We start from the raw sequence: 13,561 nt of genomic DNA, 5'->3' as shown, positions 1-13,561 counted from the left end.
TCCCGAACGCCGACGCGGATGTTTCTCTTGCATCGCAAAGCTGAAAAAAACAAAAACCCCGCCGCGTCCGGGCGGGGTCGAACCCTCGTGCAATCCTCGGCGCGACCGCCGCGGCGAATCGGCCATCAATTCGCCGGCCGGGCGGCGCCCGGGGCCGGCTTCGCCTTGACCGGCAGCAGGCCTTCGCGCTGAAGCTTCTTGCGTGCGAGCTTGCGCGCCCGGCGCACCGCTTCCGCCTTTTCGCGCGCCCGTTTCTCGGACGGCTTCTCGTAATGGCCGCGAAGCTTCATCTCCCGGAAGATCCCCTCGCGCTGCATTTTTTTCTTGAGCGCTTTGAGGGCCTGATCGACGTTGTTGTCGCGGACGAGTACTTGCACGGCCTATCCTGTATTTTGAGGCTGAGCCCCGAACACCCTGTGAATTGGCGAAAAAAGCTCGCAGGAGGCCTGCCCTTGCGGAGGTCCGTCCAGTGGCGAGCCCATTATCAGAGCCGCGCCGCCCTGTCCAGCGCGCCGGCGGGGTATCGAGACCCTTTTGCGCTTTCCCTGGCCGGTCGAGCCGTGTCATAAGCCCGTCCGATCGAAAGACCTGCGACCATGAACAAGTTCGAGCGACGGCCCGCCGAGGCGGGCGAGGCCAGGATCGAATATCTGGACGGCGATTTCCGCATCCTCCGCCCGGGCGCCTACGTGCGCTGTGCGGTGACGGGAGAGCCGATCCCGCTGGACGAGCTGCGCTACTGGAGCGTCGATCGCCAGGAGGCCTATTCCGGCCCGGCCGCCTCGATGCGGCGCGAGCAGGAACGGCGCTGACCTCGCGTCTGATTCGTAACGTTTTCAACGATAACTGACCGCTGCCCGGCCGGCGTGGACGTCGGGTTGCGGAAACGGCTTGCTTTTCGCCGAAATAGTTCATATATGAACGGTCGAGCGGCGGCGCATCGACCGCCCGGTCACGACATGTCCCGAGGAGCTTATGCCGACTTACAAAGCGCCGGTGAGCGACACCGTTTTCCTTCTGAACGACGTCTTCGACTACGCCCGCTACGCCAACGCGCCCGGCTTCGCGGAAGCGCCGATCGACGTGGTCGAACACGTCCTGGTCGAGGGCGCGAAATTCGTCGAGGAGGTCGTGCAGCCCCTGAACCGGGTCGGCGACGTCGAAGGCTGCGTGCGCCACGCGGACGGCAGCGTCACCACGCCCAAAGGGTTCAAGGAGGCCTACAAGGCGCTGGTCGCGGGCGGCTGGGTCGGTCTCTCCGGCGATCCGAAGTACGGCGGCCACGGCATGCCGCATTTTCTCGCCGCGCTGTTCAGCGAGTACGAGATGTCGGCCAACCTCGCCTTCGCCATGTACCCCGGCCTCACCAACGGGGCGGTCGCGGCGATGGCGGCGCACGCCAGCGACGCCTTGAAGGACCTCTATCTGCCGAAGATGACCACCGGCGAGTGGACCGGCACGATGAATCTGACCGAGCCGCATTGCGGCACGGACCTCGGGCTGATCAAGACCAAGGCGGTTCCGCAGCCCGACGGCTCCTACGCCATCACCGGACAGAAGATCTTCATTTCCGCCGGCGAGCACGACCTCGCCGACAACATCGTCCATCTCGTCCTCGCCCGGATCGAAGGCGCGCCGGCGGGCGTCAAGGGCATCTCGCTGTTCGTCGTGCCGAAGTTCCTGCCTGACGCCAACGGCGCGCCGGGCGAGCGCAACGGCGTCGTGTGCGGCTCGCTCGAGCACAAGATGGGGATCCACGGCAATGCGACCGCCGTGCTCAACTACGACGGCGCCAGGGGATGGCTGATCGGCGAGGAACATCGCGGCCTGCCGGCGATGTTCGTGATGATGAACGGCGCCCGCCTCGGCGTCGCCATCCAGGGCCTCGCGATTTCCGAGGTCGCCTATCAGAACGCCGCCGCTTACGCGAAGGAGCGCCGTCAGGGGCGCTCCCTGAAAGGGCCGGAGGAGCCGGGCAAGCCCGCCGACCTGCTGCTGGTCCACCCCGACGTGCGCCGCATGCTGCTCGAGATCCGGGCGTTCAACGAGGCGGCGCGCGCCCTGCTCGTCTCGGTGGCGCTGACCCAGGAGGAGGCGCTGACCGCGCCCGACCCGAAGGTCCGCCAGGCCGCCGACGACCGGCTGAGCCTGTTGACCCCGGTCATCAAGGGCGTGTTCACCGACATGGGCTTCGCCAACGCCGTCAAGGCGCAACAGGTGTTCGGCGGCCACGGCTACATCGCCCAGGCCGGCATGGAGCAGTTCGTCCGCGACGCCCGCATCGCCATGATCTACGAGGGCGCCAACGGCGTGCAGGCGCTCGATCTGGTCGGCCGCAAGATGCCCAAGGACGGCGGCCGCGCCGTGATGGCGTTTTTCGCCGAGATCGGCCAGTTCCTCGCCGCCAACAAGGACGACGCCGCCCTCGCCCCCTATCTCGCCCCCGTCCAGACGGCGCTCGGCCATCTTCAGCAGGCGGCGATGTGGCTGATGAAGAACGGCGCCGCCGATCCCAACAACGCCGGCGCCGCCTCGACCGACACCATGCATCTCTTCGGCCTGACCGCGCTCGGCTATATGTGGGCGCGGGTGGTCAAGGCGGTGCTGGCGCGCCAGGCGAAGGGCGAGAGCAGCCCGGCGCTGGACGCGAAATTGACGCTCGCCAGGTTCTTCTGCGAGCGTATGTTGCCGGAAACCGGGGCGCATCTGGCGCGCCTCTCGGCCGGCGCCGCGACCGTGATGGCTTTGCCCGAGGACGCTTTTTAAGGCGAACACGGACGGACGAGGAGGAGGCATGAGCGGAGAGGCGCAGGCCGGCCCGACCGGCGGCTGCCAGTGCGGCGCGGTGCGCTACCGCCTGACGGCGAAGCCAACGGGCGAGAACGTCTGCCACTGCCGCATGTGCCAGAAGGCCGGCGGAGGCCCGTTCATGGCTTTCGCCGGCGTCGCCGCCGGCGACCTCGTCTGGACGCGCGGGACGCCGAAGGCCTTCGCCAGTTCCGCGGTCGCCGAGCGCGGCTTCTGCGCCGACTGCGGCACGCCGCTCACCTACCGCGTCGTCGGGCGCGACCGCATCTCGATCACGCTCGGCAGCCTCGACCAGCCTTCGGACGTGCCGCCGCGGATGCAGTACGGCGTCGAGTCGAAACTCGCCTGGGTCGACGCCGTCGCCGCCCTGCCCGCCCGCGACATCGCCGGCCTTTTCGGACCCGACGCCTGCGTCGGGTCGCGACAGCATCCCGATCACGAAACCTAACCATTCAAGAGCGGCCGAAAGCGCCGCAGGGAGAAACAGGATGACGGACGCCTTCATTTTCGATCACGTGCGCACGCCGCGCGGCCGCGGCAAGCCGGACGGGGCGCTTCACACCGCCTCGACCCTGCGGCTGGCCGCGACCGCCCTCAAGGCGATCAAGGACCGCAACCAGCTCGAACCGACCCAGGTCGACGACGTCGTCATGGGCTGCGTCGATCCGGTGGGCGAGGCCGGCGGCGACATCGCCCGCATGGGCGCGCTGGCCGCGGGCTTCGGCGACACCGTGCCGGGGGTGCAGATCAACCGCTTCTGCGCCTCGGGGCTCGATTCGGTGAATTTCGCCGCGGCCCAGGTGATGAGCGGCCAGCACGACCTGACCATCGGCGGCGGCGTCGAATCGATGAGCCGCGTCGGCCTCGGCGCCTCCGGCGGCGCCTGGCCGGCCGATCCGTCGATCGCCATCCCGGCCTATTTCATGCCGCAGGGCGTCTCCGCCGACCTGATCGCGACGAAATACGGCTTCTCGCGCGACGACGTCGACGCCTACGCCGTCCAGTCGCAGAAGCGCGCGGCGGCGGCCTGGATCGCCGGCCGGTTCAAGGGCTCGATCGCTCCGGTCAAGGACGTCAACGGCCTGCCGCTGCTCGACCACGACGAGCACATGCGCCCGCAGACCGACATGCAGTCGCTGGCTTCGCTCAAGCCCTCGTTCGTCATTCCCGGCGAGCAGGGCGGCTTCAACGCCGTCGCCATTCAGGCGCATCCGGAGGTCGAGCGGATCATCCACGTCCACCACGCCGGCAATTCGTCCGGCATCGTCGACGGCGCGGCGGCGGTGCTGCTCGGCTCGCGCGAGGCGGGCGAGCGCGCAGGCCTGAAGCCGCGGGCCAGAATTCGCGCCTTCGCCAACATCGGCTCGGAGCCGGCGATGATGCTGACCGGCCCGGTCGACGTGACGAAGAAGGTGCTGGCGCGCTCCGGCATGTCGATCAACGACATCGACCTGTTCGAGGTGAACGAGGCGTTCGCGGCGGTGGTGCTGCGCTTCATCCAGGCCTTCGACGTCGACCCAAACAAGGTCAACGTCAACGGCGGCGCCATCGCGCTCGGCCATCCGCTCGGCGCGACCGGCGCGATGATCCTCGGCACGGCGCTCGACGAGCTCGAGCGCACCGGACGGAGCACCGCCCTCGTCACCCTGTGCATCGGCGGCGGCATGGGCACCGCCACCATCATCGAACGCGTCTGAGCGCGAGACGGAGACTGACCCCATGAAACTCGAGAATTTTCGTTTCGAGACCGACGCCGACGGCATTGCGCTCGTCACCTGGGACATGCCCGGCCGCTCGATGAACGTCATCAATCCCGACGTCATGGCCGAGATCGGCCAGATCGTCGACAGGATTTCCAGCGACGCCGCGGTCAAGGGCGCCGTCATCGCCCTCGCCAAGGGGGTCGGCGGCGCCGACCTCGCCTTCCTCCAGACCGCTGGCGCCGAATACGCCCGCCGCGCAAAGACCGAGGGCAAGGAAGCGGCGATGCGCGCCCTGGTCGAGGTGACCAAGCAATTGAACCTCGTCTACCGGCGGCTCGAGACCTGCGGCAAGCCGGTCGCGATGGCGATTGACGGGGTCTGCATGGGCGGCGGCTTCGAACTGGCGCTCGCCTGCCACCATCGCATCGCCTCCGACAGCGAGAAGACCCGGGTCGGCCTGCCGGAGATCAAGGTCGGCCTGTTTCCAGGCGGCGGCGGCACGCAGCGCGTGGCGCGGCTCCTGCCGACGCCGGACGCGCTGCAGATGCTGTTCAAGGGCGACCAGATCAAGCCGGCCGCGGCGAAGAAAATGGGGCTTATCCACGAGGTCGCGCCGGCCGGCGAGATCGTCCAGCGCGCGAAGGATTGGGTCAAGGCCAATCCCAACGCCAAGGCGCCGTGGGACGATCCGAAGTTCAAGCCGCCGTCCGGAAAGGTGTTCTCGCCCGTAGGCATGATGACCTGGCCTCCGGCCAACGCGATCTACCGCCGCGAGACCTACGACAACTACCCGGCCGCCAAGGCGATCCTGTCGAGCGTGTTCGAGGGCCTGCAACTGCCGATGGACCTCGCGCTCGCGGTGGAAAGCAAATATTTCACCAATATTCTCCTGTCGAAAGAGGCGGCGGCGATGATTCGCTCGCTGTTCCTGTCGATGGGCGAACTCAACAAGGGCGTGCGCCGTCCGGCCAACACGCCGGCGAGCCATCTCAAGAAGATCGGCATCCTCGGCGCGGGCCTGATGGGCGCGGGCATCGCCTACGTCTCCGCCAACGCCGGGCTCGAGGTGGTGCTGATCGACCGCGACCAGGCCGCGGCCGACAAGGGCAAGGCCTATTCCGACAAGGTGATCAGCGGCCAGATCGCCAAGGGGCGCGCCAAGGCGGCCGACAAGGAGGCCCTGCTCGCCCGCATCCACGCGACCCCCGACTACGAGGCGCTGAAAGGCTGCGACTTCGTGGTCGAGGCGGTGTTCGAGGAGCGCGGCGTCAAGGCCGAGGCGACGAAGAAGGCGCAGGCGGTGCTCGGCCCCGACGTCGTGTTCGCCAGCAACACCTCGACCCTGCCGATCACCTCGCTCGCCGAGACGTCGCTCCGGCCCGACCAGTTCATCGGCGTGCATTTCTTCTCGCCGGTCGAGAAGATGATGCTGGTCGAGATCATCATGGGCGAGAAAACCGGCGACAAGGCGCTCGGCGTCGCGATGGACTTCGTCCGCGCGATCAAGAAGACGCCGATCGTGGTCAACGACTGCCGCGGCTTCTACGTCAACCGCTGCGTCATCAACTACATGCTCGAAGCCCATTTGATGCTGATGGAGGGCGTGCCGCCGGCGATGATCGAGAACGTCGCCAAGATGGCCGGCCTGCCGGTCGGGCCGCTGGCGCTGACCGACGAGACCGGCGTCGATCTCGCCTGGAAGATTCTTTCGGCGACCGAAGCCGACCTCGGCGCCGGCGCGATCGACGCTTCGCAGAAGCGGCTGATCGAGACGATGGTGGTGAAGGAGCAGAGGTTCGGGCGCAAGAACGGCAAGGGTTTTTACGACTATCCCGCCCAGGGGCAACAGAAGAGCCTGTGGCCGGGGCTTGCGGCGATCGCCGGCAAGACGCTCGATCCCGATACGATCAGCGTCCAGGACCTCAAGGACCGCTTCCTGTTCCCGCCCGCGCTCGAGGCCGCCCGCTGCCTGTTCGAAGGCGTCGTCACCGACCCGCGCGAGGCCGACGTCGGCTCGATCCTCGGCTTCGGCTACGCGCCCTTCACCGGCGGCACGCTGTCGTTCATCGACGGCATGGGGCCAAAGGCCTTCGTCGAGCGCGCCCGCGCGCTCGCCGCGGTCTACGGCCCCCGCTTCGCCCCGCCGGAACGGCTGGTCGAGATGGCGGAAAAGGGCGAGACGTTCTACGGCAACGCCGCCGCGAAGAAGGCGGCGTAGCGCGCCGGCGGGCGGCGACGTTTCCCCGTCCGCCGCCCACGGTTGACGGCGACGCCGGTCTCCGCCAGGGGGTCAATATCGCCGCCCGGCTCGAGGGCCTCTGCGAGCCGGCGGAATTTGATCTGGGGCTGGACGCACGCGCGCCTCCGAGGCCGGATCGAGGCCGCGTTGGTCGATCTCGGGGAGAGGGCGCTGAAACCATCGCGCCCGCCCGCCGGAATGCTCGTGTTCTCGTTGGAGATCGGCGCGACCGCGCGCAGGGGCCTCGGGTCCATGAAGGCGTGGCCGCCGCGTTGGCCCGCCGAGGGGATCGATTGCCGGCCTTCTTGATAAGACGTTCCGCCAGATCGCTGATGGAATCATCGGCGGCGTCGAGCCTGCGGCCAAGTTCGTTTTTGCTGCTTTCCCGGCGGCTTCGGAGACATCCTCACATTCCTCAGTAACACCCGAGCCGCGGTCCTCGCGAGGAGCGAAGCGACGTGGCTCGTCATCGCGAGGAACGACCCCTGGACTTGGATCCGGGGGGACGTGGCGATCCAGGGGCGCGCGGCCATGGCCTGCCGTATGCCGGGCGTCGCCGCGCTGCAACGTCGGCGCAGGCGGCCCCTGGATCGCCGCGTCGCCCTTCGGGCTCCTCGCGAGGACGGCGGGAAGCGTCATCGCCCCACCTCGGGTTTTGACGACCGCCCGTCATTCCCAAGGCGCGGCGGAGGTCCGGGCTCGCGCTCCCGGCTGCGAAAACCAACGCTCCGGATGACAGGTTTGTTCACATCACAAGCCATTAGATTCGTTCAAAATTGAATTCAAGCAAGGCTTGAATTCAGTCTAACGTCGGCAATCCTTCCATAACATTCCCAATTCACTGCAAATCCGGACTACACACGTGTTCCCTGTGACGAGATGACGCGGTAAACAATCGTTTCAATTGATTTAATCTGAAATAATATTTGCGAGGTGAAAGCAGAACGCACGCCTCCGCGTTCCTGACTTCAGCCGGAGGCGGTTCAAGAGACCGCGCCGGGCGCAATTCCGGACTTCTCGACGCGTGTCCACCGCGCCCCCCGGACGCCCTCACACAGGCGCACAGCGCGCACGTCGAAGAGGAACAGAGTGAATGTCTACGCCAGTCAACGGAGTTGTGGTTTATAACGACATCGACCCGGCTCAGGTCGCCTCCGCGCCTGTCGGCGTGAAGCTCATCGATATTTACGGCGGCGCCAACGGCGGTCTCTTCACCAACGCCCAGGTCGCGCAGATGGAATCGGGCGGCGGATCGCTGCTCGGCTATTTCAGCATCGGGATGGCGGAGAGCTACCGGCCGTATTTTTCTAGCCTGCCGAGTTCCGCGCTCGGGCCGCAGGTGACGTCCGGGGTCTATCAGGCGGCCTACTGGACCCCGGCGTGGCTGAGTGTCGCCGAAACCTACGTCCAGACCATGATCGACGGCGGCTATCAGGGGGCTTTCTTCGACGTCGTCAACCAGGCCGAAACGGCCTGGTCGATCCAGAACGCGCCGGGGGGAACTCTGGCGTCCGCGGAAGGCGCAATGATCACCCTGATCCAGGAGGTGGCGAATTACGCGCATTCCAAGGATCCGAATTTTCAGATCTGGATCAATTCCTCGGGCGCATACGACATGCTCGCCAACAGCACGCTGGTCAACACGATCAGCGGCGCGATCGAAGAATCCCTGTACTACCAGAGCCCGACGACGGCGCAGCCGGCGGACGGCACCAGCGAGGTGGCGGGATACCTCAAGAACGTGACGGCGGCCGGCAAGCCGGTGATCGACATCGAGTTCGTCTCGGGCGCCGCCCAGGTCGCCGACGTCGTGGCCAAGGACAAGGCCGCCGGCTTCGGCTACTATATCGCCAATCCCGACCAGGCCTTCGACGGCATCGACACCCAGGGCTTCTCCTCCTCGCCGCCGGCGGGAACGGTTCCGACGGTCGCCATCGTCACCAAGGGCGTCACCACGACGTCGGCGGCGCAGACCATCGCAGGCACGGTCGACGTCGCCGACGCCGGATCGACGGTGACCATCCTCGACGGGACCAAGTCGATCGGCTCGGCCACGGTCGCCGCCAACGGCGCCTGGTCGGCCGCCGTCACGCTCGCCAATGCGGGCGCCAACGTCCTGACCGCGACCGACGCCAACAGCGCGGGCAAGGGAACCTCCAACGCGGTCACCTTCACCCTCCAGTCCGCCACGACGCCGGCCGCGCCGACGCTCTCGATCGCCAAATCCCCGCTGACGGTCTCCGGCGGCGGCGGCAAGGTCGCGCTCGGCGTCCACGTGACGGCGCCCGCTTCGGCGACCGCGACGACGGTGACCATCGCCGGACTTCCCCGCTACGAGACCATCACCGACAGCCTCGACGGCGCCCGGTTCAGCGGGAGTTCCCTCACCCTGACCGCGGCCGAAGTCGACAGCGGACTCACGCTGACGTCGCACTATCGGGGCGGCGGAACGCCCTCCGCGACCCTGACGATCACCGCGACCGACACGATCGGCGGCGTCTCCTACACGTCGGCGGCCAAGACCCTGGTCGTCAACAATCCGCCGCCCGCCTCCACACCGGGCGCCGTCGGGCTGGCGAAAACGCTCGCGGCGATCGCTCCGGTCGACGAGGCGGCCTCGATCTCGATTGCGCCGCGAGGAAGCGGAGCCGGATCGGTCGCCTCGGATCTGGCCTCGGCGCTGGCCAGCCACGGCGGCGCCGTGTTCGATCCGACCCGTCTCGCCCCGGTCGGCGATCTGCGTCTCGGCACGCTCGCGGCCGCCGACCCGCATCGGGTCTGACCGCACGGCCGCCGCGACGGCCGTCCCTCCGCCCGTTCCGAAGTCCGCGCCCGGCCGTTGCGCGGTCATCTCGGCGCCCGACGGCGCCGGTTTCGTTGACGGCGTCATCTTTTTGCTTGACGCAGCGTAAACCGCCGCGCTTTCATGGTGTATGCGGCCGGCGTCGATTGCGGCCGCAGGCGGATGCTCCGCTTCTCACGCATGACGGCCTCGGCGGCAGAGGCGCCTCGTGGACAGTTTCGCCCGGCGGGCGGGACGCTTCGGACGGATGATCTGCGCCCTGGCGCCGAGCGTGTTCGCCTGCTCCCCGGCGCTGGCGGGCGCCTGGACCCAGCCGCAGGGCCAGGGGCTGATGATCGACGCGCTCTGGGGCTGGACCGGAGACGGCGCCCCCTGGGGCGGCAATCCGGCCGTCAAGCAGAACCGGGCCGACCTTCAGACCTACGCCGAATACGGGCTCAACGACACATGGACGGTCTTCGGCCAGATGGCCATCGAGCGCTATGCGCTGAGCCGCCCGCAATCGAGCCTCTACGTGGGGCCCGACTATTCGGAACTCGGCCTGCGCGCCAAGTTCGCCTCGCTCGGCGACTGGGTGTTTTCGGGACAGGCCACCCTGTTCCTGCCGGGCGCGTACAATCCGGCTTCGCCGGCGCAGGCGGGGAACACCGGCGGGGCCGTGGAGCCGCGGATGCTCGCCGGTTACGGCTTTTCGCTCGGCCCCGCGCCGGGATTCTTCAATCTCGAGTCCGGCTTCCGCTTCCGCAGCGCCGGGCCGCCCGACGAATGGCATACCGACGTGACGATCGGCCTCAAGCCCGCGCCGGGCTTCATCCTGATGCTGCAGGACTTTCTCGTGGTCTCGACGGCCGCGACCGACCGGTCGTTTCCGGCGTGGCGGCAGAACGTCTTGCAGGCGAGCCTGGTCATGCCGCTCTGGGACCGATGGTCGCTGCAGGTCGGCTATTTCTGGACGTCGCTCGCGGTGAAGACCAACACCGAGCGCGGCGCGGCGCTGGCCGTGTGGCGAACCTTTTAGCAGGCGAAGGCGAGCGGGGGCGCAGGCCCCGTCTTACGCCGTCTTCTCGAACAGCTCGCGTCCGATCAGCATGCGGCGGATCTCGCTCGTGCCGGCGCCGATCTCGTAGAGTTTTGCGTCGCGCAACAGGCGGGCCACGGGATAGTCGTTGGTGTAGCCGTTGCCGCCGAGAATCTGAATCGCGTCGAGGGCGACCGCCGTGGCGCGCTCGGCCGCGTAGAGAATCGCGCCGGCGGCGTCCTCGCGCGTGGTCTGGCCGCGGTCGCACGCCTTCGCCACGGCGTAGACATAGGCGCGCGAGGCCATCAGGGCGACGTGCATGTCGGCGAGCTTGCCCTGGACGAGCTGGAACGAGCCGATCGGCTGGCCGAACTGCTTTCGCTCGTGGATATAGGGGAGAACCACGTCGAGGGCTGCGGCCATCAGCCCGAGCGGACCGGCCGACAGCACGACGCGCTCGTAGTCGAGCCCGCTCATCAGCACCCGCACGCCCTTGCCGACCTCGCCCAGCACATTCTCCTCCGGGACCTCGCAGTCGGTGAACACCAGTTCCGAGGTGTCCGAGCCGCGCATGCCGAGCTTGTCGAGCTTCTGGCCGCTGGAGAAGCCGGCGAACCCGCGCTCGACCAGGAAGGCGGTGATGCCGCGCGGTCCGGCGGCCGGATCGGTCTTGGCGTAGACGACCAGCGTCTCGGCGACAGGGCCGTTGGTAATCCACATTTTAGTACCGTTTATAACCCAGCGGTCGCCATTCTTCTCGGCCCTTGCGGTCATCGACACCACGTCCGAGCCGGCGTTGGGCTCGGACATCGCCAGCGCCCCGACATGCTCGCCGGAGATGAGCTTCGGCAGGTAGCGGGTCTTCTGCGCGGGCGTGCCGTTGCGCACGATCTGGTTGACGCACAGGTTCGAATGGGCGCCGTAGGAGAGGCCGACCGACCCCGATGCGCGCGACACTTCCTCCATCGCCACGCAGTGATGCAGGTAGCCGAGGCCGAGGCCGCCGTATTCCTCCGGCGCCGTGACGCCGTGCAGGCCGAGCGCCCCCATCTTCGGCCACAGGTCGCGCGGGAACAGGTTGTCGCGGTCGATCGCGGCGGCGCGCGGCACGATCTCGTTGTCGGAGAAATCCCGCGCGCTGTCGCGAATCATGTCGGCGGTCTCGCCGAGGTCGAAGTCGAACGGTTTTGCCGCGTTGGGAATCATGGGCCTTGGGCTTTTCGTGTGGATCCTTGCGCCGAAGATTGGGCGGGAATGGCGGGGAAGTCCAGACGTCTCCGGCCCGCGCGCGCGGCGCGAGCCGAGCGCGGCGGTCGAGGCGCCGTCGCAGGCTCGCGGGGTTTCCTCGGCCGAACGGGATGTGTGGCAGGCTTTCCTGCCCGTCGGGCTCGGTCTAGGGTCGTTGGCGGAGGCGCCGCGACGCCCGACCGGACGAGAGGACAATTATGGCGACGAGAACTTCCATCGGCCGGGCCGCCGGCGTCGCGCTGGCGATTCTCGCGCTCGGCGTCGGCTTCGGCGCCGCGGCCCCGGCCGAGGCCGGGCCGACGGTCGACCAGATCCGGCAGCGCGGCGTCATTCGCGCCGGCGTCGGCAGCCAGCAAGGCTTCTTCGCCCCCGACGCCAGCGGCAGGTGGCGGGGGTTCTTCGTCGATTTCGGCCGCGCCCTCGCCGTCACCCTGTTCAACGATCCCGACAAGATCGAGTTCACCAACGCCTCGCCGCAGCAACGCCTGCCCGCCCTTCAGGCGGGACAGTTCGACATCCTGCTCTCCGGCGTGACCGAGACGATTCTTCGCGCGTTCAAGCTGAATTTCAATTTCGGCCCGGTCGTGTTCTACGACGGGCAGGCCATCCTGGTGAAGAAGTCGCTCGGGGTGACCAAGGCCGCCGACCTCGACGGCGCGACGATCGGCGTGCAGAGCGGCACGACGAGCGAAGCCAACATCGCCGACTTCTTCAAGAAGGCGGGCAAGACCTACAAGCCCGTGGTGATCGAGGACACCAACACCTTCACTCAGGCGCTGGTCTCCGGCCGCGTCGACGCGCTGACTCAGGACGGCTCCGACCTCGGCCTCCGCCGCGCGGCGCTGCCCAACCCGGACGACTGGGTGGTCCTGCCCGAGCGGCTGTCGAAGGAGCCGCTCGCCCCCGCCATCCGCTGGGGCGACGACCAGTGGCTGCAGATCGTCACCTGGACCGTCTACGCCACGATCCAGGCGGAGGAATGGGGCATGGACAGCCAGAACGTCGACAGCTTCCTGACCAGCGACGACCCGGCGATCCGGCGCTTCCTCGGCGTCGATCCGAGCTTGGGCGAGGCGATCGGCCTCGACCCGAAATTCGCCTACAACATCGTAAAAAAGGTCGGAAACTACGGCGAGATCTTCGAACGCAACCTCGGCAAGTCGACCAAAATCGGCTTCGACCGCGGCCTGAACCGGCTCTGGACCCAGGGCGGGCTGCTCTACTCGCCGCCGTTCCGCTGAACGCGCGCCCGGCCAGTCGCCGAGCGCGGCTCCGGGAGCGCCGCCGGCGAAGTCCGCGCGCGGTTATGGCGAGAGGGGTTTTGCGGTGGCGCCATTTTGCCGCCACGATGTCGGCTCATCTCGACGGCCGTGAACGGGAAGCGAGTCGGAATGCGGCAGAGGGTCGAACCGTCGTCGATAGGCGCAATCGCTTCGATCGCTGCGCTTCTGGGGCTTCTGGCCGCCAACCCGGCGCAGGCCGGCGGCCTCGCCCCGGATCCGGACGCCGGCGTCGGCGCTGCGGAATGCGGGGCGCCCGGACAGAGTTGCGCCCGAATCCGAGGCTACATCAAGGCGGGCTCCGAGTTCCCCGAACGCAGCGTGCAGAAGCCTGTCCGTTACATTCAGCCGCCGCTGCTGGCGGGCGTCGGCGACATCGGCCGCGCCGCCTCCGACGCTCTGAACCGCGGCATCGGCTTTCTCAAGACCAGCGGCGAAAACGCCGCCCGCTGACGCCGGCCA

General features: G+C 68.0%; 11 protein-coding genes. 9 read left to right on the top strand and 2 right to left on the bottom strand.

Going from position 1 to position 13,561, the window contains the following annotated elements:
• Nucleotides 1-125: 125 nt before the first annotated feature.
• Entirely contained in the window at nt 126-377 is a 252-nt protein-coding gene (gene rpsU / locus DFR50_RS07785) for a 30S ribosomal protein S21 (protein WP_113888635.1), read from the bottom strand.
• A 219-nt stretch (nt 378-596) separates the two neighbouring features.
• Here rpsU and DFR50_RS07780 point away from each other — a divergent pair, with 219 nt between their 5' ends.
• The 7 genes from DFR50_RS07780 (at nt 597) to DFR50_RS07745 (ending at nt 10,571) form a co-directional block, all read left to right on the top strand.
• On the top strand, nt 597-812 hold the full coding sequence (locus DFR50_RS07780; protein ID WP_113888634.1) for a DUF2093 domain-containing protein: 216 nt from the start codon (nt 597-599) through the stop codon (nt 810-812).
• A gap of 163 nt (nt 813-975) precedes the next feature.
• Complete coding sequence (locus DFR50_RS07775) at nt 976-2,766, top strand: acyl-CoA dehydrogenase C-terminal domain-containing protein (RefSeq protein WP_113888633.1); 1,791 nt, start codon at nt 976-978, stop codon at nt 2,764-2,766.
• A gap of 28 nt (nt 2,767-2,794) precedes the next feature.
• The gene (locus DFR50_RS07770; protein ID WP_113888632.1) at nt 2,795-3,256 is read left to right on the top strand and encodes a GFA family protein; all 462 of its coding nucleotides are present in this window, start codon (nt 2,795-2,797) and stop codon (nt 3,254-3,256) included.
• A 40-nt stretch (nt 3,257-3,296) separates the two neighbouring features.
• On the top strand, nt 3,297-4,505 hold the full coding sequence (locus DFR50_RS07765; protein WP_113888631.1) for an acetyl-CoA C-acetyltransferase: 1,209 nt from the start codon (nt 3,297-3,299) through the stop codon (nt 4,503-4,505).
• Nucleotides 4,506-4,527: 22 nt separating this feature from the next.
• Complete coding sequence (locus DFR50_RS07760; protein ID WP_113888630.1) at nt 4,528-6,729, top strand: 3-hydroxyacyl-CoA dehydrogenase NAD-binding domain-containing protein; 2,202 nt, start codon at nt 4,528-4,530, stop codon at nt 6,727-6,729.
• Nucleotides 6,730-7,843: 1,114 nt separating this feature from the next.
• Nucleotides 7,844-9,532, top strand: a complete 1,689-nt coding sequence (locus DFR50_RS07750) for an endo alpha-1,4 polygalactosaminidase (protein ID WP_113888628.1) — start codon at nt 7,844-7,846, stop codon at nt 9,530-9,532.
• Between the two features lie 229 nt (nt 9,533-9,761).
• Complete coding sequence (locus tag DFR50_RS07745; RefSeq protein WP_147262679.1) at nt 9,762-10,571, top strand: hypothetical protein; 810 nt, start codon at nt 9,762-9,764, stop codon at nt 10,569-10,571.
• A gap of 33 nt (nt 10,572-10,604) precedes the next feature.
• Here the strand turns inward: DFR50_RS07745 and DFR50_RS07740 are convergent, their stop codons facing one another.
• Entirely contained in the window at nt 10,605-11,777 is a 1,173-nt protein-coding gene (locus tag DFR50_RS07740; protein ID WP_113888626.1) for an isovaleryl-CoA dehydrogenase, read from the bottom strand.
• A 239-nt stretch (nt 11,778-12,016) separates the two neighbouring features.
• On the opposite strand from DFR50_RS07740, the gene DFR50_RS07735 reads away from it, so the two are divergent.
• Nucleotides 12,017-13,060, top strand: a complete 1,044-nt coding sequence (locus DFR50_RS07735; protein WP_113888625.1) for an amino acid ABC transporter substrate-binding protein — start codon at nt 12,017-12,019, stop codon at nt 13,058-13,060.
• Nucleotides 13,061-13,210: 150 nt separating this feature from the next.
• Nucleotides 13,211-13,552 carry a hypothetical protein gene (locus DFR50_RS07730; protein ID WP_113888624.1) on the top strand — a complete coding sequence of 114 codons (342 nt, stop codon included), beginning with the start codon at nt 13,211-13,213 and terminating at the stop codon, nt 13,550-13,552.
• The last annotated feature ends 9 nt before the right edge of the window (nt 13,553-13,561 follow it).

Source organism: Roseiarcus fermentans, assembly GCF_003315135.1.
Classification (GTDB): domain Bacteria; phylum Pseudomonadota; class Alphaproteobacteria; order Rhizobiales; family Beijerinckiaceae; genus Roseiarcus; species Roseiarcus fermentans.
Note: the sequence above shows the minus strand (reverse complement) of the source record. Positions and strands in the feature narration are given on the sequence as shown.